Genomic DNA, 17,763 nt, shown 5'->3' with positions numbered 1-17,763 from the left:
GGGCGCGTCACCATGGTGACGCGCCCCTTACCCGTTGCCCTGCGCGGAGGCACCCGGCCGGGCGGCGGGCGCCGCCCGGGTCAGTGCTGGACGGCGAGGGCGAACGGAGCGAGCTCCGCGGCCAGTTCCTCGTGGACCCGCACCTTGATCAGCGTTCCGTCCCCGGTGTGCTCCTCGGAGAGGACCTCACCACCGGCGTGGACACGCGAGACCAGGCCGCCGTGGGTGTACGGCACCAGGGCCTCCACCTCGACGTCAGGGCGCGGCAGTTCGTCGTCGATCATCTCCAGCAGCTCGGCGATGCCCCGGCCCGTACGGGCCGAGACCGCGATGGCGTGCTTCTCGTTGCGCAGCAGACGCTGGAGCACCAGCGGGTCGGCTGCGTCCGCCTTGTTGACCACGACGATCTCCGGCACGTCCAGCGCGCCCACGTCGCGGAACACCTCGCGGACCGCCGCCAGCTGCTCCTCGGGCGCCGGATGCGACCCGTCGACCACGTGCAGGATCAGGTCGGCGTCGGCGACCTCCTCCATCGTGGAGCGGAAAGCCTCCACCAGGTGGTGGGGCAGATGCCGGACGAACCCGACGGTGTCGGCGAGGGTGTAGAGCCGCCCGCCGGGCGTCTCCGCACGGCGTACGGTCGGGTCGAGGGTGGCGAACAGCGCGTTCTCCACCAGCACGCCCGCACCGGTGAGCCGGTTGAGCAGCGACGACTTGCCCGCGTTGGTGTAGCCGGCGATCGCCACCGACGGCACCTTGTGACGCCGGCGTTCCTGGCGCTTGAGGTCGCGGCTGGTCTTCATGTCCGCAATCTCCCGGCGCATCTTCGCCATCTTCTCGCGGATGCGCCGCCGGTCGGTCTCGATCTTGGTCTCACCGGGACCACGGGTGGCCATGCCGCCGCCGGACGAGCCGGAACCGCCACCACCCATCTGCCGCGACAGCGACTGGCCCCAGCCGCGCAGCCTCGGCAGCATGTACTGCATCTGCGCGAGCGAGACCTGCGCCTTGCCCTCTCGGGACTTGGCGTGCTGGGCGAAGATGTCCAGGATCAGCGCCGTCCGGTCGACGACCTTGACCTTGACCACGTCTTCGAGGTGGATGAGCTGGCCGGGGCTGAGCTCACCGTCGCACACGACGGTGTCCGCGCCGCTTTCGAGCACGATGTCCCGCAGCTCGTTGGCCTTGCCGGAGCCGATGTACGTGGCCGGGTCCGGCTTGTCGCGGCGCTGGACGACACCGTCCAGGACGAGGGCGCCCGCGGTCTCGGCGAGCGCCGCCAGCTCCGCGAGGGAGTTCTCGGCGTCGTGCACCGTTCCGGAGGTCCACACCCCGACGAGCACCACGCGCTCCAGGCGGAGCTGCCGGTACTCGACCTCGGTGACGTCCTCCAGCTCGGTGGAGAGCCCGACGACCCGGCGCAGCGAGGCGCGGTCGTCACGGTCGAGCTGATCGCCGTCCCGCTCTCCGTCGATCCGCGCGCTCCAGGCGACGTCCTCCTCCATCAGGGCGTCGGCCCGACGGCTTTCGGCGAGGCGCTGGCGATCGTTCGTGGAGGAAGAAAAAGAGGAGGTCATCTGATCCTTTGGTAGCGCGGTTGTGGGTCGGGCACGCGTACGTGCCGTCATTACGATGGTCGCACGCCCGGCCCTCGCGGTCACGCGGGTTTCCCGGCACGGGCACTGCGGCACGATCACTCGCACGAGTGACACGGATCGAGGATTAGATCCCCGGCACACACGGGCATTCACTCAGAGTAATCGAATGAGGCCGTCGGCGATCGGCGGCCGCTCCGGGTGAAGGGGTGGGCGCGGTGAGCGACGGGGGACGCGCGTGGGGGTGCGGCGAGGCTGCCGGTGGCGGGATCCGGTCCCGGTCAGCCGCGCCGGGTGGTGACGGCGGGGCGGGACCGGTAGACGTCGTAGACGCCCGGCACCGCCCGCATGGCGCGCATCAGCCCGGCCAGGGCCCCGGGATCGGGCAGTTCCACGGTGTAGGTGTGCCGCACCCTGAGTTCCTGCGGAGGCTCCACCGCGGCCGAGACGATACCGACCCCCTCGGCGGCGATGGCCTCGGTCAGGTCCGCCAGCAGCCTGGGCCGGCTCAGCGCCTCCGCCAGCACGGTGGCCCGGTAGCCGCCGGCCGGAGTGCCGTCGCGCCACCCGACCGGTACGGGCCTGCGGCCGGCCGCGGCCATCCGCGCGGTGGAGGGGCATTCGGCACGGTGGACGGTCACGGTGCCGCCCCGGATGACGAAGCCCGTCACCGCGTCGGGCGGGACGGGCGTACAGCAGCGGGCCAGCCGGACCGTGGCACCGGGCAGATCGGCGACCGCCACCGGCAGCTCGGGCCGCGGGCCGGACACCTCCTTGGCCGGGCGCAGGGCGGGCAGCGCCGCGGGCTGCTCGTCGTCGGCGGGGGCCGGATGCAGGGCCAGCCAGCGGGTGATCGCGATACGGGCCGCGGGCGTGGCGGCGTGGTCGAGCCAGTCGGCACCGGGGCGCGAGGTCGCCGCGTCGTCCAGCAGCAGTTGCAGGCTGTCACCGTCCTGCAGTCGCGTGCTCAGCGGCGCCAGCCGGCCGTTGACCCGTACGCCGATACATCGGTGCCCGTCCTCGCCGTGCACGGCGTAGGCGGCGTCGACGCAGCTGGCGCCGGCGGGCAGCCGGACCGTGCCCGAGGCGTCGGTGCCGTCGGCGGTGAAGACCGTGATCTCCCGGTCCTGCGCCAGGTCGTCGCGCAGCGCCGTCCAGAAGATGTCCGAGTCGGGGGCGTCGCGCTGCCACTCCAGCAGCCGGGCGAGCCATCCGGGCCGCGACAGGTCCACCTTGCCCCACGCCTCGGCGGCGGGCGCCGGCGCCTCCCCGGAGCGCGATGCGGCGGCGGCCGCGGCCCGGGTGTCGGTGCCGCCGGAGGGACGCGGCTGCTCCGTGGGGGCGGGGGTGTGGCCGAGAGCGATCACCCCGGTCTCGGCGACCCGGTGCATCTGCCGGGTGCGGACCAGGACCTCGGCGATCCGCCCCTGGGCGTCGGCCACCGCGGTGTGCAGGGACTGGTAGAGGTTGAACTTGGGAGCGGCGATGAAGTCCTTGAACTCGGCGATGACCGGAGTGAAGCAGGTGTGCAGCTCGCCGAGCACCGCGTAGCAGTCGGCGGGTTCCCCGACCAGCACGAGCAGCCGTCCAAAGTCACCGCTGTCCAGCTCCGTCCCGCCGCGTTTGAGCAGCAGCCGGTGCACCGAGACGGCGTGCCGCGGCCTGATGGCCACCTCCGCCGCGATGTCCGCCTCGCGCAGCACCTTGCGCAGGTCCTCGGCGATCACGGCCAGCAGGTCCGGCCGCTCGGCGTTGGCGGCCATCATGGCCCGGGTACGGGCGTATTCCGCGGGGTGCAGGATCGCGAAGACCCGGTCCTCCAGCTCCGTCTTGAGCGCCTGGACGCCGAGCCGCTCGGCGAGCGGGATGAGGACGTCCCGCGTGACGCGGGCGATCCTGGCCTGCTTGTCGGGGCGCATCACCCCGAGGGTGCGGACGTTGTGCAGCCGGTCGGCCAGCTTGATGGCCATCACCCGCACGTCGCTGCCGGTCGCGACGAGCATCTTGCGGAAGGTCTCCGACTCGGCCGCGGCCCCGTAGTCGACCTTCTCCAGCTTGGTGACGCCGTCGACGAGATGCGTGACCTCGGCGCCGAACTCGGCGTGCACCTGATCCAGCGTCACCTCGGTGTCCTCGACCGTGTCGTGCAGCAGCGACGCCGTCAACGTGGTGGTCTCGGCGCCGAGTTCGGCCAGGATGAGGGTGACGGCGAGCGGGTGGGTGATGTACGGCTCACCGCTCTTGCGCATCTGCCCGCGGTGCGAGGACTCGGCGAGCACATACGCGCGGCGCAGCGTCTCGATCGCCTCGGAGCCGGCCTGCGGGTGCCGGGCGCGGTGGACCTTGATGAGGTGCTCGATGGCGCCGGGCAGCCGGTCCCGGGGACCCGGGCCGAGCAGGGCGGCCCGTCCCAGCCTGCGCAGATCGATGCGCCGCAGGCCGCGTCGCGGGATCTCGGCGGCCTGCCCGGCATCCACCGCGTTGTCTGCGCTCATCGACACCTCCGGCAGCATGGACCGGCTGCGGAAGCCTCGCACGACCCGCGGGGCCGCGCCGGTGATTGATGCTACCGAGCCCACCACGTGCGGCTGCCGCGCTCTCGCCGAGAGTGATCCCCGTCACCCGTTCGAGGGATGGTGTACGGGGATTCCCGGCGGAATGTGCCCCGCGGTGCAAGCGGCCCGTGCGATCAGGCCGAGGGGGTTCCCGCCACCAGGGCGGCTTCGGCGACGCCCTCGGCGACGACGACCGCGGGACCGGTCATCTCGATCCGCCCGTCGGTGTTCTCGGTGATCACCAGCCGCCCGCCGGGGACGTCCACGGTGTACGTGACCGGGCGGCCGGTCCGCGCCGGGTCGAGGCCGTCACGGCGGGCCGCGGCGACCATCACGGCGCAGGCGCCCGTACCGCAGGAGCGGGTCTCGCCCGAGCCGCGCTCGTGGACGCGCATGGCCACGTGGCGGGGGCCGCGGTCGACGACGAACTCCACGTTGGTGCCGGTGGGATAGGCCTCGGCGGGCGCGACGCCGGGTGCCCGGTAGAGGTCGCCCGCCTCGTCGAGGTCGGCCACGAAGACGACCGCGTGCGGGTTGCCCATGTTGACGTTGAGCGCCGGCCAGGTACGGCTGCCGACCGTGACCGTGACGTCCCCTCCGGGAAAGGCGGCACGGCCCATGCCCACGGTGACGTCACCGGGCACGCCGTCGCCGCCGTCCTTGGCGATGTGGACCTGCCGCAGCCCGGCGCGGGTGGCGACGGTCAGGTCACCGGCCTCGGCGAGGCCCGCACGCTGCAGGTACCGCGCGAAGACCCGCACGCCGTTGCCGCACATCTCGGCGACGCTGCCGTCGCTGTTGCGGTAGTCCATGAACCACTCGGCGCGGTCGGCGAGGTCCGCCGCCTCGGGGTGGGCGGCCGAGCGCACCACCCGGAGCAGGCCGTCGCCGCCGATCCCGGCACGCCGGTCGCACAGCCGTGCCACCTGGGCCGCGGACAGGTCGAGCAGGCCGTCCGGGTCGGGGACGATCACGAAGTCGTTCTCGGTCCCGTGGCCCTTGAGGAAGCTCAGGGGGGCGGTGCCGTGCCGTGCGTCTGTCACATCTTCGATCGTACGCGGCCGGTCCCGGAAGGGCGGTCGCGGCCGGTCGCGGCCGGTCAGCGCAGCCGGGCGACGCGCCAGACGGCGAGCAGGGCCAGCAGGACGACCGCCACGGCGTAACCGGCGACGTAGCGCCAGTCCACCCGGGTGCCCGAGCCGCGCACCGGCAGTCCGGGCAAGGTGTAGCCGACCCGGAGGGCGGCCGTCAGGCCCCAGCCCGCCGAGCACCCGCACAGCAGCAGGCCGAGCATCGCGACGACGGGTCCGGCGTCGCCGGACTCGAAGGCGAGCGGGAAGGCGAACATCAGCGAACCGGCCACGGCGAGCGCGACGATCGGCGCGAGCTGCCAGATCCGCAGCCGCCGCTGCGGGCGCAGTTCGCGGAAGGACTGGCCGCCGTCGAGCGACAGCGCCGGGTCGATGACCGCCATCGGGTCGAGGAGGTCCATGGGGTCGCCCAGCGGCTCCAACGGCGCGGGCTCGTCCAGCCGTTCGACCGGTTCCGGCCCACCGGACGGGACACCGTTGGTGCCCTGTGACACATGTGACTCGTAGGAGTCCGCTGTCGAGTCGCGCCCCTGGGGGGTGTCGCGTGGGCCGAGTGCCATCGCCACGCGCCCTCCCGAGTCTCCGACACCGTAGCTGGATGCTTGATGATGGCACGCCCGGAGGGCTCCTCCCGGACGCCGGGGCGTCCCGATGCCATCACGTGATCAGGCTGTGACCGCTTCCCCGAGCAACGTCAGCGCGCGGTCGGCGAGTTCCGCCCCCTGAGCCGTGAGCCAGTGCACACGGTGGTCCCGGCGGAACCACGAGTCCTGCCGCCGCGCGAAACGTTTCGTGGCTCGTGCGGTCTCGGCGCGCGCCTCGTCCTCGGTGCACTCCCCCGCGAACGCGGCCAGCACCTGCTGGTAGCCGAGCGCGCGCGAGGCGGTACGGCCCTCGCGCAGCCCGGCGGCCTCCAGGGCGCGGACCTCCGCCACCAGGCCCTCGTCCCACATCCGGTCCACCCTCCGCACGATGCGCTCGTCGAGCACGGGACGGGGCACGTCCACGCCGATCTGCACGGTGTCGTAGACCGCCTCCTGCGACTCGGTGCCGGGCAGGCTCGCGGTGAAGGGGCGGCCGGTGATCTCGACGACTTCGAGGGCGCGCACGATGCGGCGTCCGTTGCTGGGCAGGATGAGCCGGGCGGCCTCCGGATCGGCGGCGGCGAGGCGGGCGTGCAGCGGGCCGGGGCCGTCCTCCGCCAGCTCGGCCTCCAGCCGGGCCCGTACCGCCGCGTCGGTGCCGGGGAACTCCAGCGGATCGATCACGGCGCGCACGTACAGCCCCGAACCGCCCACCAGCACCGGGACGCGGCCCGCCGCGTGCAGGCGGTCGATCTCGGCGCGGGCGAGCCGCTGGTAGTCCGCGACGTTGGCGGCCTGTGTCACGTCCCAGATGTCCAGCAGGTGGTGGGGTACGCCCTGCCGGTCGGCGGTGGTCAGCTTCGCCGTTCCGATGTCCATGCCGCGGTAGAGCTGCATGGAGTCGGCGTTGATCACCTCGCCGCCCCATTCCCTGGCGAGCGTGACGCCGAGGTCGGACTTTCCGGCCGCGGTGGGACCGACGACGGTGATCACACGGTTCTTCACCCGGCGATTCTCCCAAACAACCGGCGTGCCCGGTCGCGGTCCGGAGGTCCGCCCGGCGGCGCCCGCCCCGGGGCGCGGGTATGGTCAGAGGACGGGGAGGGCGTTTTGCGCCGCTCGGCCCGCTTTGCGCCATCGGTGACGCGAAGCGGCGGAGCCACCGCCCTCATCGCTCAGCGTCCAGGGAAGGTGCCTGATGAGCTTCATGGACACGTTGAAGGACAAGCTCGGCATGGCCAGGGGCAAGGCCGGGGATCTCGCCCGGCAGCACGGCGAGAAGGTCGAGTCGGGGATCGACAAGGCCGCGCAGATGGCCGACTCGAAGACCGGCGGGAAGTACTCGGACAAGATCAGCTCCGGGGCCGACAAGGCCAAGAGCGCCACCCAGAACCTCGGCGGCAAGGGCGGCGAGGGCGGCCAGTCCGGTCAGGCGGGTCCGTCCGGTCAGGGAGACCAGCCCGGCAAGTCCTGAGAGCCCGCACGCCCTGAGGGTTCTGCCTCCGTCCTGACGGCCCGGCCGGTCCTGGCAAGGATCCGCCACTCCCCCGGGCGCTCGTCACGCCCGGCCGGGTGCCGCCCCGGACCGGACAGCCGCGGAATTCCACCTTCCGCGGCTCGTCCACGCCCACCGGTGATGCCGTCGGTCCGGCGCGGGCTCAGGTCCAGCAGGCGACGAAGTACCCGACGCCGTAGGGCGCGGCCTCGTGGAGCAGCCGGCCGTCCAGGCCCGCATCCGCTGCGGCCCCGGCCAGCACCTGCCAGGGTGCGCGGCCCGCGACCCGCAGCTCGGCGGCGAGCGCCGCGTCGAGCCCCGCCAGGGTGCCGGTGTCCGCGGCGTCCAGTGCGGCCGACACCGCGGCGTCGAAGCCCGCGGCCCGCTCGTCCAGATAGCCCGGTGCCTTGACCGTCCGGCATGCGCTGCCGTCGCCCATGACCAGCAGCGCGACCCGCTCCGCGGACGCGGCGAGCGCCCGGCCCTCATCGGCGCAGCGTCCCGCGTCCAGCGCTTCCCCGACGGCCAGCCCGGTCGTCTCCTCCGCGTTCCAGCCGCGCAGCAGCCAGGCGGCCACCGCGAGCGACGGCGGCAGGGTCGCCGCACCGGAGGTGGCGCCGCCCGGCTCGTCCGCGGCCGCGGAGGGCTGCCCGAGCCGTACGTCGAGCGCGACACCGAAGGGCCGGAAGTCCCCGTGTACGCCGGACGCAAGGGTGCGGCTTCCCGTTCCCTCCTCGGGCCCGACGACCACCAGCCGGTCGGGCAGTGCGGCGGCCAGCAGTCCGACGGCGTCCGCGCAGGCGTCCCGCAGCGCGTCCAGCTCGGGTGCGGCCCCGGCCGCCACCTCGGGGACCAGCAGCGGCGGACAGGGGCAGACGGCGGCGGCGACCAGCATGATCGACACTTTACCGCCGGGCACCGACAGCGGGCCCGGACCGCGTCAGCAGACGGAGCAGCCGCCCGCGGCAGCGGCGGGCACGGCCGCCGGGGCACCGACCACGGGCATACCGAGCATGACACCGGCCGGGGCCTGCGCGGCAGCCGCGGTGCGGCGTTCCCAGGCGTCCCCGGCGCGCGTGCGGCGCACGGCCTGCGCGGGGCGCTCGGCGAGCAGGTGGTGCGGCGCGGCGTAGGTGATCTCGACGGTGACCATGTCCCCGGGCCTGACCTGCTGTCCCTCGGGGCGCTCGAAGTGCACGAGGCGGTTGTCGGGCGCGCGTCCGGACAGCCGCCGGGTGGCCTCGTCCTTGCGGCCCTCGCCCTCGGCGACGAGCACTTCCAGGGTGCGGCCGACCTGCTTCTTGTTCTCCTCCCAGGAGATCTCCTCCTGGAGCGCCACCAGGCGCTCGTAGCGCTCCTGGACGACGGCCTTGGGGATCTGCCCGTCCATGTCGGCCGCGGGGGTGCCGGGGCGCTTGCTGTACTGGAAGGTGAAAGCCTGGGCGAAGCGTGCCTCGCGGACGACGTGCAGGGTCTGCTCGAAGTCCTCCTCGGTCTCGCCCGGGAAGCCCACGATGATGTCGGTGGTGATGGCGGCGTCCGGCATGGCGGCGCGCACCTTCTCGATGATGCCCAGGTAGCGGTCCTGCCGGTAGGAGCGGCGCATCGCCCGCAGCACCTGGTCGGAGCCCGACTGGAGCGGCATGTGCAGCTGGTGCATCACGTTCGGCGTCCCGGCCATGGCCGCGATGACGTCGTCGGTGAAGTCCCGCGGGTGCGGTGAGGTGAAGCGGATCCGCTCCAGGCCCTCGACCGCTCCGGTGGCCCGCAGCAGTTTGCCGAAGGCCTCGCGGTCGCCGATGTCGGAGCCGTACGCGTTGACGTTCTGGCCGAGCAGCGTGACCTCGATCACGCCCTCGGCGACGAGCGCCTCTACCTCGGCGAGGACGTCACCGGGGCGCCGGTCCTTCTCCTTGCCGCGCAGCGCGGGCACGATGCAGAAGGTGCAGGTGTTGTTGCAGCCCACGGAGATGGCCACCCACGCGGCATAGGCCGACTCGCGGCGCGAGGGCAGCGTCGAGGGGAAGGTCTCCAGCGACTCGGCGATCTCCACCTGCGCCTCGTCCGCGATCCGGGCGCGCTCCAGCAGCACCGGCAGCTGTCCGATGTTGTGGGTGCCGAAGACGACGTCGACCCAGGGGGCGCGCTTCACGATCGTGTCGCGGTCCTTCTGCGCCAGGCAGCCGCCGACGGCGATCTGCATGCCGGGCCGGGCGGCCTTCTTCGGCACGAGCTGGCCCAGATTGCCGTAGAGCCGGTTGTCGGCGTTCTCCCGCACCGCACAGGTGTTGAAGACGACGACGTCCGCCCCGTCCGAGCCCTCGGGCGCCCGGACGTACCCGGCGTCCTCCAGCAGGCCGGACAGCCGCTCGGAGTCGTGGACGTTCATCTGGCACCCGTAGGTGCGGACCTCGTAAGTACGCGCGCTCATAACAATGACCCAGAGTACGTGCTTTCCCCGCCGCCTCGCCTCCGGCTTGTGGACAACTCCCGGCCACCGGGCGGCCGCCCTTCCCCGCACCGCCGCCGCCTGGCAGGATCGCGGGCCATGGACCGTCGTGTGCTTCGCCTGCTCCGGCCGCAGGGCCGCCGGGCCAGGCTGTGGCGGTACGTCCAGGGTTCGCTGGGCGCGGCCCTGGCGCTGGCGCTGCTGGCGTGGTGGCTGGTGCCGTCGGACGGCCCGTCGTACCCGCACCGGCCGGTGTCCTTCGCGACGGGTGTCGCCAACGGCGTCTACGAGAAGTACGGGATGCTGCTGCAGGGCGACCTGCGGACGGCGCTGCCCGGGGTTCAGGTCACGCTGGAGCACACCGAGGGCTCGGTCGACAACATCAAGCGCGTCGCGTCCGGCCGTTCGGACTTCACGATCGCCGCCGCCGACGCGGTGGCCAGCTACAACGGGCCCGGCAAGTCGCGGCTGCGCGCCGTCGCCCGGCTCTACGACGACTACATGCAGCTGATCGTCCCGCGCGACTCCCCGGTCCGGTCGATCCGGGACCTGCGCGGCATGACGGTCGGCATCGGCCAGGCCGACTCCGGCGTCAGCCTCATCACCCACCGGCTCTTCCAGGCCGCGGGCATGAACGTAGACAAGGACATCACCGCCGTGCCGGTCGGCATCGACGAGGCGCCCGCCATGCTGCTCGGCGGCAGGCTCGACGCGTTCTTCTGGTCCGGAGGGCTGCCGACGGCCGCCGTCACGGCCATGGCCACGCCGGTGGCGCGGATCAGGCTGGTCCAGCTCGGTGACATGGTGGCGTCGCTGCACGCGCTGGGGCCGGAGATGGCGTACTACCGCCAGGCGGCGATGCCTGCCGACGCGTATCCCTCGGCGCAGGACAGCAAGGCCGTACCCACCGTCGCCGTGCCCAATCTGCTGATCACCACCGACCGCGCGGACGCCGGGCTGGTCGAGAGGCTGACCCGGGCGGTGATCGACAGCCGGGACGCGATCGGCACCGTGGTGCACGCGGCCCAACTGGTGGACCTGCGCACCGCCGTCTTCACCGACCCGCTGCCCCTCCATCAGGGCGCCATACGCTACTACCGCTCGGTGAAGCCCTGAGGCGCCGCGTCAGGACTCCGGAGCCGTCCGCGGCACGGTGAGCGTGACCCGGAGCCCGGTCGGCTCATGGTGCCCGTACGCGATGGCGCCGCCGCCCTGGCGCAGCAGTGACCGTGCGATCGACAGGCCGAGCCCGGAGCCCTGCACGTTCTGATGCCGCGGGCTGCGCCAGAAGCGGTCGCCGACCCTCGCCAGTTCCTCGTCGGCCAGGCCCGGTCCGCCGTCGGCGACCACCACGGCGGCCGCGTCCTCGCCCGCCTCGACCACGACGCCGACCTCGCCTCCCGCCGGCGTGAACTTGATCGCGTTGTCCAGCACGGCGTCCAGCGCGCTGGACAGGGCCACGGCGTCCGCCCAGCCGGTCACCGCCGGGCCGTCCGGCGGCGGCCCGGTGAAGTCCAGCCCGACCTGCGCCCGGTCGGCCACCGGGCGCCAAGCGGCCGTACGCGTACGGACCAGGGCCGCCACGTCGATCACCTGCGGGTGGCCTCCCGAGCTCTCGGCGACGGCCAGTCCCAGCAGGTCGTCCAGCACCTGGGCCAGCCGGTGCCCCTCCTCCTTGACCGCGTCGGCCTCGGTGTGGCCCTCGGGCAGTTCCAGGCCCAGCAGCTCGATCCGCAGCAGCAGCGCGGAGAGCGGGTTGCGCAGCTGGTGCGAGGCGTCGGCGACGAAGGCTCGCTGCTGGTCGAGCACCGCCTCGACGTTGTCGGCCATCTCGTTGAACGAACGGACCAGCCGGCGCAGTTCGGGCGGCCCGCCGGTCGCCCGGACCCGGGACTTCATCCGGCCGGTGGCGATGTCATGGGTGACGCGGTCCAGTTTCGCGACCGGCAGCAGCACCCAGGCGGTCAGCCGCACCGCGCAGAGCACGGCGATGACCATGGCCGCGAGTTCCCCCGCGGCGAGCAGCATCCAGCCGTGCAGGATGCGCGAGCGCAGGGCGCCGGTCGGGGAATCGGTCACGACCACCGCCACGACGTCGCCGTCCCGCACGATCGGTGACGCGATGGCCAGCCGCCGGTGCTGCCACGGCCAGACCTGCGCCGGGTCGTGGGCACGGCGGCCCAGCAGCGCCGACTCGTAGGCGTCGTAGAGCTCGCCCTCGGCGGGCAGTCGCCACTTCGCGGGCGCCTCGGCCATGGCGGTGCTGTCGCGGTAGAAGACCCCGGCGCTGATCCCGTACAGCTGCTGGTAGCGGACGAGTTCCGTGCGCAGCGTGTGCAGCCTCTCGCCGTCCACGCTGTCGACCATCGACTGCTCCTCGTTCCGCGCGGTCACGAACTGGGCCAGCGCCGCGAAGCGCGTGGTGTCGTCGATCCGGTCGACGACGACACGCTGCTGCTGGGCGGCCGCCTGGCTGACGGCGAGTGGGATGCCGAGGGCCAGCAGAACGCCTGCCATCAGCACGATGAGCAGCGGGAGCAGTCGGGTGCGCACGGTGGGAGATCCGCTTCGCGGGGCGGCTCAGCCGGCGGGCGGGACGACGAGCCGGTAGCCCACGCCGCGCACCGTCTCGATCATGGACGGGACACGGAGCTTGGACCGCAGGGACGCCACATGGACCTCCAGGGTGCGCCCTGTGCCCTCCCACGCGGTCCGCCACACCTCGCTGATGATCTGCTCCCGGCGGAAGACCACCCCGGGGTGCCCGGCGAGCAGCGCCAGCAGGTCGAACTCCTTGCGGGTCAGCACCACGGCCGCGCCCTCGACGGTGACGCTGCGGGTGGCCGGCTCGATGGCCATGGGGCCCAGTTGCAGCCGGGTGCGCGCCGCGGGGGGTGCGGCGGCCTGCGCGGCGCCGCCCGCGCCGTGGGCCGGCGGCGGTGAGCCGGCGCCCTCCGGGCGCAGCGGCGGGCGGCGGCTGACGGCATGGATGCGGGCGAGCAGTTCGCCGGTGTCGTACGGCTTGACGACGTAGTCGTCGGCGCCCAGGTTGAGGCCGTGGATGCGGGAGCGGACGTCCGCGCGGGCGGTGACCATGATCACCGGTGTGGCCGTCCTGCGCCGGATCCTGCTGCACACCTCGAAGCCGTCCTGGTCGGGAAGGCCGAGGTCGAGCAGGACGCAGTCGAACGCCGGTCCGCCGTCCGGCAGCAGGGCCTGGAGCGCCTCCTCGCCGTTGCGCGCGTGCCTGACGTCGAAACCGTGCTTGCCGAGGAGCGCCGAGACGGCCGCGGCAACCCGGTCGTCGTCCTCCACCAGCAGCAGCCGCATCTGTGCCACTCCTCTTTCTGTCGCCCGCCGGTCCGGCGGGGCCCCGGCGTGCCGGGGCGGGCGACGCCCGGCGGCAGGGTACGCGCCGGCTCGCTTCCGCTTCTGCTTTGTCACGGCATCCACCCCGATCCGGCGGGGGTGAGTCAAGGGGGTACCGGCTCGTGGTGCGGACCGTTACCGACCCGGTACGCGTCCCGCGCGCCACCCGATGTGCGCCGGTGCGCCCGCTGTGCCGCGCTCGCACCGCGCCGACGTGCGACTGTCGCTTGACGTGGGCAGGCGCAGTGAGTTGCATACGCTTTGTGACCGCACTCCTTCCCGGGACCGCTGAGTGGATCCGGTGATCGTCGCGGGGGCAGGCCCGGTCGGCCTGACCCTCGCCCTCGCGCTGGCCCGCCGCGACGTCCCCGTCATCCTGCTGGACGAGGCGGAGGTGATCGCCGACGCCGACGGGCTGCGGCGTTCGCGCACCGCCGTGCTCGGCCCGGCCGCGGCCGCCCTGGTCGAACGGCTGGGATACCCGGGCGTCCGGACCGAGGGCGCGGCCTGGAAGGGCTGGCGCACGGTCCGCCGGCGCGCGGAGGTGGCGCGGCTCGACTTCGGGGCGGACGACGCGCCCGTGCACATCGCCCAGCACCGGTTGGAGAACGGGCTGCGGCAGGCGCTGCTGGGTTGCGGCTCGGTCCGGATCGTGGCCGGCTGCCGGGTGGACGCGGTGGAGCAGGACGCGCGCGGTGTCACGGTGCACACCCGTGGCTCGCACGAGACGTGGTGGCGCGGCAGTTTCCTGGTGGGGTGCGACGGACCGCGGTCGACGGTCCGCAAACTGCTCGGGGTGCGCTTCCCCGGCCGCACGGCGGTGGACCGGCACGCCGTGGCGGTCGTACGCGCCGAGCTGCCCGAACCCGGTGTGGCGCTGCTGCACCGTGATCCGCCGGGCGCGCCGGCCGGGCAGGAGGTGACGGCGCGGCCGCTGCCCGGGGGGCTGTGGCGGCTGGACTGGCTGCTGCCGGTGCAGGCCCGCGCGCTGACGCCGGACGCGCTGGTGGAACGGCTGCGCGGCACGCTCGCGGCGTGGTGCGGCAGCGTGGTGCCCTACGAGGTCGTCGGCTCGGCGGACTACGCGGTGCACCAGCGGCTGGCCCGGCGGTGGCGGGTGCGCCGGGTGTTCCTGGCGGGCGATGCCGCCCACGTCATGGGGGCGCTGGGTGCGCAGAGCGTCGAGGAGGGTCTGCGGGACGCGGAGAACCTGTCCTGGAAGCTCGCCCTGGCGTGGCACGACGGTGCGTCCAAGGTGCTGCTGGACAGTTACGAGGCCGAGCGCCGCGGGGCGGTGGGGAGCCGGCTGCGGGCCACCGACCAGGCGCTTCCGCTGCTGCGGGCGAGCGGGGCGTGGCAGACGGTCCGGCAGTCGCTGCTGTCGGGTTCCGCCCGCGGCCATGCGGAGATGCTGACCGACAGCCACCTGGGGCGGGGCGCTTCCGCCGTCTCCCGGGTCTACGCGCGCTCGCCGCTCGCGCTGCCCGCGGCGCGGTCGGGCAGTGGCAGGGCCGGCGCGTCGCCGCTGGTGGCCGGATGCGACACACCGCCGGGCGGCCGGGTCGACGACGTGCCCGTCACGGCGCTCGACGGCACGGTGGGACGTCTGCGGGACCGGCTGGGCCAGGGCCTCGTGGTCCTGCTGGTCGCGCCCGGCACCGGCGTGTGGGAGAGCAGGCACTGGCTGACGGCCGGGCTGATGCCGCGGCTGGCGTCGGCGGTCGCGGCGCTTCCCACCCCGGCCGAACTGCTGGTCACTGAGTCCTATCCGGGGGCGACGGCGCACACCGTGCTGCTCATCCGGCCGGACGGGCACCTGGTCACAGCGATGGTCGGATGCCGCCCCGCCGAGCTGTACTCGTACGCCGACCTGGCGCGCGGCGGCCCCCCGACGGCGGCCGACGGCGACACCGGCGAGGGTCCGGACGGCACGGACGACGGGGCGCCCGGCGCCGCGGGTGGCATGCCGCGGGACGGCTCGGCGGGCGCCCGGGTCAGCGGGCGCACCCCGTAGAAGCCCTGCGGCTCACTCCCACGGCTCCGGACCGCCGGAACCGTGCCAGGAGCCGGAGTCGTCGTGGGCGCTGTCGGCTTCTGCGGCGAGGGCGTCGCGCACCACCTTCAGCGCCAGGCCCTCGCCGTATCCCTTGCGCGCCAGCATGCCGGCCAGCCGCCGGATCCGCCGGTCGCGGTCCAGGCCGCGGGTGCCGGGCAGCCGGCGCTGGACGAGGGCCTGGGCCGTCTCCTCCTCCTGCTCGGGATCGAGCAGGCCGACGGCCTCGGTGACCAGCTCGGCCTCCACTCCGCGGTGGCGCAGCTCCTGGGCGAGGGCCCGGCGGGCGAGGCCGCGCCCGCGGTGCCGGGACTCCACCCAGGCGTTGGCGAACGCCTGGTCGTCGATCAGCCCGACGTCCTGGAAGCGCTCCAGGACGCTCTCGGCCACTTCCTCGGGGATCTCCCGCTTGCGCAGGGCGTCGGCGAGTTGCTTGCGCGTACGGGGGCTCCCGGTGAGCAGGCGCAGGCACAGCGCCCTTGCCTGCTCCTCGGGACTGAGCGGCGGCTCTTGCGAGGCCCTCGACTCGGAAGAGCCGCCGCGCTCCTGGGACCTGCCCGCCACGGCGTCAGGCCTTGGCTGCGGTGGCCTTGGTCGCCTTCTTCGGTGCAGGCACCTCGGCCTTGGCCGCCGCCTCGGCACCGGCCGGCTCCGCTCCCGGCTGGGCTTCCGGCGTGTCGGTCTTCCGCACGCCGACGCCCAGCTTCTCCTTGATCCGCTTCTCGATCTCGTCGGCCAGGTCCGGATTGTCCTTGAGGAAATTCCGGACGTTCTCCTTGCCCTGGCCGAGCTGGTCGCCCTCGTACGTGTACCAGGCGCCGGACTTGCGGACGAAGCCGTGATCGACGCCCATGTCGATCAGACCGCCCTCGCGGCTGATGCCCTGGCCGTAGAGGATGTCGAACTCGGCCTGCTTGAAGGGCGGCGCCACCTTGTTCTTGACGATCTTGCAGCGGGTGCGGTTGCCGACCGCCTCCGTGCCGTCCTTGAGCGTCTCGATCCGGCGGATGTCGATCCGGACGGAGGCGTAGAACTTCAGTGCGCGGCCACCGGTGGTGGTCTCCGGCGAGCCGAACATCACACCGATCTTCTCGCGCAGCTGGTTGATGAAGATGGCGGTGGTCTTGGACTGGTTGAGCGCGCTGGTGATCTTGCGGAGCGCCTGGCTCATGAGCCGGGCCTGGAGACCCACGTGCGAGTCGCCCATCTCGCCCTCGATCTCGGCCCGCGGCACGAGGGCTGCCACGGAGTCGATCACGATGAGGTCGATCGCGCCCGAGCGGACCAGCATGTCCACGATCTCCAGCGCCTGCTCGCCGGTGTCCGGCTGGGACAGCAGCAGGTTGTCCGTGTCGACGCCGAGGGCCTTGGCGTACTCGGGGTCGAGGGCGTGCTCGGCGTCGACGAACGCCACAGTGCCACCGGCCCGCTGGGCGTTGGCCACCGCGTGCAGCGTCAAGGTCGTCTTGCCGGAGGACTCGGGGCCGTAGATCTCCACGACCCGGCCGCGCGGCAGACCGCCGACGCCGAGGGCCACGTCCAGGGCGGTCGACCCGGTGGAGATGACCTCGATGGGCTCATTCGGCCGGTCGCCCAGGCGCATGACCGCGCCCTTGCCGAACTGCCGTTCAATCTGTGCGAGCGCGGCGTCGAGCGCCTTGTCGCGGTCGTTTCCTGCCATGGGTTCCACCCGGGATGTCTGGTTCGATCGCTTCACGTCCACGACGCTAGCGCCTGCCACTGACAACGCGCCGGGAACGTCGCTCCGACCTGTGGATAACTTGGGCGGCTCCGGCCCGTCACCCGGGCCGGAATCCGTGCCGCCGGCGCGGAGAATCGGTCCCCGCTCATCCATCAGAATGGATGTTCGATTTTCGTGTCAAGCGACCCGCCGGGGGACGTCCGGGCCGTCACAGCCGCGGATCGGTCACTTCGTAGCGTCGCACATAGGCCGAGAAGAAACCTTGCAGCGTGGCGGTCGCGGGGATGGCGATGAGCGCGCCCACCGCTCCGAGCAGGGCCGTTCCCGCGACGACGGAGCCGAAGGCGACCGCCGGGTGGATGTCCACGGTCCGCGCGGTGATGCGCGGCTGGAGCAGGTAGTTCTCGAACTGCTGGTAGATCACGACGAAGCAGAGCACCCACAGGGCGTCCCACGGATCCTCGGCGAACGCGATCAGGACCGGCAGCGCACCCGCGAGATAGGTGCCGACGGTCGGGATGAACTGCGAGACGAGGCCGACCCACACCCCGAGCGCGGGCGCGTAGGGCACGCCGAGGACCTGCAGCAGGATGTAGTGCGCGACACCGGAGATCACCGCCATCAGCGCGCGGGAGTACAGGTAGCCGCCGGTCTTGGCGACGGCGATGTCCCATGCGCGCAGCACCTCGGCCTGCCGGGCGGGCGGCAGCACGGAGCACAGCGCCCTGCGCAGCCGCGGGCCGTCGGCGGCGAAGTAGAAGGTGAACAGCAGCACGGTGAAGAGCTGGAACACCGTGCCGACGACGGTGGCCGACAGGCCCCACACGCTGCTCGCCCCGTTGGCGAGGTAGGTGCGCACCCAGTCGGAGT

At 73.2% G+C, this 17,763-nt stretch carries 14 protein-coding genes and 1 pseudogene; 3 read left to right on the top strand and 12 right to left on the bottom strand.

Features of this window, described 5'->3' with window-relative positions; genetic code table 11:
• Nucleotides 1-80 precede the first annotated feature (80 nt).
• The 5 genes from hflX to miaA form a co-directional block, all read right to left on the bottom strand.
• Nucleotides 81-1,577: a GTPase HflX gene (gene hflX / locus ACWERV_RS19420; RefSeq protein ID WP_452934466.1), complete on the bottom strand. Its 1,497-nt coding sequence runs from the start codon at nt 1,575-1,577 to the stop codon at nt 81-83.
• Between the two features lie 299 nt (nt 1,578-1,876).
• Complete coding sequence (locus tag ACWERV_RS19415; RefSeq protein WP_452934463.1) at nt 1,877-4,090, bottom strand: RelA/SpoT family protein; 2,214 nt, start codon at nt 4,088-4,090, stop codon at nt 1,877-1,879.
• Between the two features lie 194 nt (nt 4,091-4,284).
• Nucleotides 4,285-5,202 (bottom strand): diaminopimelate epimerase, encoded by a 918-nt coding sequence (gene dapF / locus ACWERV_RS19410; protein ID WP_452934560.1) that lies wholly within the window; start codon nt 5,200-5,202, stop codon nt 4,285-4,287.
• Between the two features lie 47 nt (nt 5,203-5,249).
• Nucleotides 5,250-5,801, bottom strand: coding sequence for a hypothetical protein (locus ACWERV_RS19405; protein WP_452934460.1), 552 nt, complete (start codon nt 5,799-5,801; stop codon nt 5,250-5,252).
• 105 nt (nt 5,802-5,906) lie between these two features.
• On the bottom strand, nt 5,907-6,830 hold the full coding sequence (miaA, locus tag ACWERV_RS19400; protein ID WP_452934457.1) for a tRNA (adenosine(37)-N6)-dimethylallyltransferase MiaA: 924 nt from the start codon (nt 6,828-6,830) through the stop codon (nt 5,907-5,909).
• A gap of 193 nt (nt 6,831-7,023) precedes the next feature.
• Here miaA and ACWERV_RS19395 point away from each other — a divergent pair, with 193 nt between their 5' ends.
• Entirely contained in the window at nt 7,024-7,299 is a 276-nt protein-coding gene (locus ACWERV_RS19395) for an antitoxin (protein ID WP_452934455.1), read from the top strand.
• Between the two features lie 184 nt (nt 7,300-7,483).
• On the opposite strand, the gene ACWERV_RS19390 is transcribed toward ACWERV_RS19395, so the two are convergent.
• Nucleotides 7,484-8,215: a hypothetical protein gene (locus ACWERV_RS19390; protein WP_452934452.1), complete on the bottom strand. Its 732-nt coding sequence runs from the start codon at nt 8,213-8,215 to the stop codon at nt 7,484-7,486.
• A 45-nt stretch (nt 8,216-8,260) separates the two neighbouring features.
• Nucleotides 8,261-9,751: a tRNA (N6-isopentenyl adenosine(37)-C2)-methylthiotransferase MiaB gene (miaB, locus tag ACWERV_RS19385; RefSeq protein ID WP_452934449.1), complete on the bottom strand. Its 1,491-nt coding sequence runs from the start codon at nt 9,749-9,751 to the stop codon at nt 8,261-8,263.
• Nucleotides 9,752-9,868: 117 nt separating this feature from the next.
• Between miaB and ACWERV_RS19380 the strand changes: the two genes are divergently transcribed.
• Entirely contained in the window at nt 9,869-10,885 is a 1,017-nt protein-coding gene (locus ACWERV_RS19380) for a TAXI family TRAP transporter solute-binding subunit (RefSeq protein WP_452934446.1), read from the top strand.
• A gap of 9 nt (nt 10,886-10,894) precedes the next feature.
• Here the strand turns inward: ACWERV_RS19380 and ACWERV_RS19375 are convergent, their stop codons facing one another.
• On the bottom strand, nt 10,895-12,322 hold the full coding sequence (locus ACWERV_RS19375; RefSeq protein ID WP_452934443.1) for an ATP-binding protein: 1,428 nt from the start codon (nt 12,320-12,322) through the stop codon (nt 10,895-10,897).
• A 27-nt stretch (nt 12,323-12,349) separates the two neighbouring features.
• Complete coding sequence (locus ACWERV_RS19370) at nt 12,350-13,099, bottom strand: response regulator transcription factor (RefSeq protein WP_452934441.1); 750 nt, start codon at nt 13,097-13,099, stop codon at nt 12,350-12,352.
• A 331-nt stretch (nt 13,100-13,430) separates the two neighbouring features.
• Between ACWERV_RS19370 and ACWERV_RS19365 the strand changes: the two genes are divergently transcribed.
• Nucleotides 13,431-15,152, top strand: coding sequence for an FAD-dependent monooxygenase (locus tag ACWERV_RS19365; protein ID WP_452934438.1), 1,722 nt, complete (start codon nt 13,431-13,433; stop codon nt 15,150-15,152).
• A 12-nt stretch (nt 15,153-15,164) separates the two neighbouring features.
• Here ACWERV_RS19365 and recX read toward each other — a convergent pair.
• The 3 genes and pseudogenes from recX to ACWERV_RS19350 all read right to left on the bottom strand — a co-directional run.
• Nucleotides 15,165-15,857, bottom strand: a pseudogene (gene recX, locus ACWERV_RS19360) (recombination regulator RecX); the annotation flags it as partial.
• Nucleotides 15,760-16,872: a recombinase RecA gene (recA, locus tag ACWERV_RS19355; RefSeq protein WP_452934436.1), complete on the bottom strand. Its 1,113-nt coding sequence runs from the start codon at nt 16,870-16,872 to the stop codon at nt 15,760-15,762. The pseudogene recX and the gene recA, both read right to left, overlap by 98 nt.
• Before the next feature lie 229 nt (nt 16,873-17,101).
• A partial coding sequence (locus tag ACWERV_RS19350) for an AI-2E family transporter (protein ID WP_452934433.1) occupies nt 17,102-17,763 on the bottom strand: 662 nt, incomplete at its 5' end.

It is taken from the genome of Streptomyces sp. NPDC004031 (genome assembly GCF_053604375.1).
Note: the sequence above shows the minus strand (reverse complement) of the source record. Positions and strands in the feature narration are given on the sequence as shown.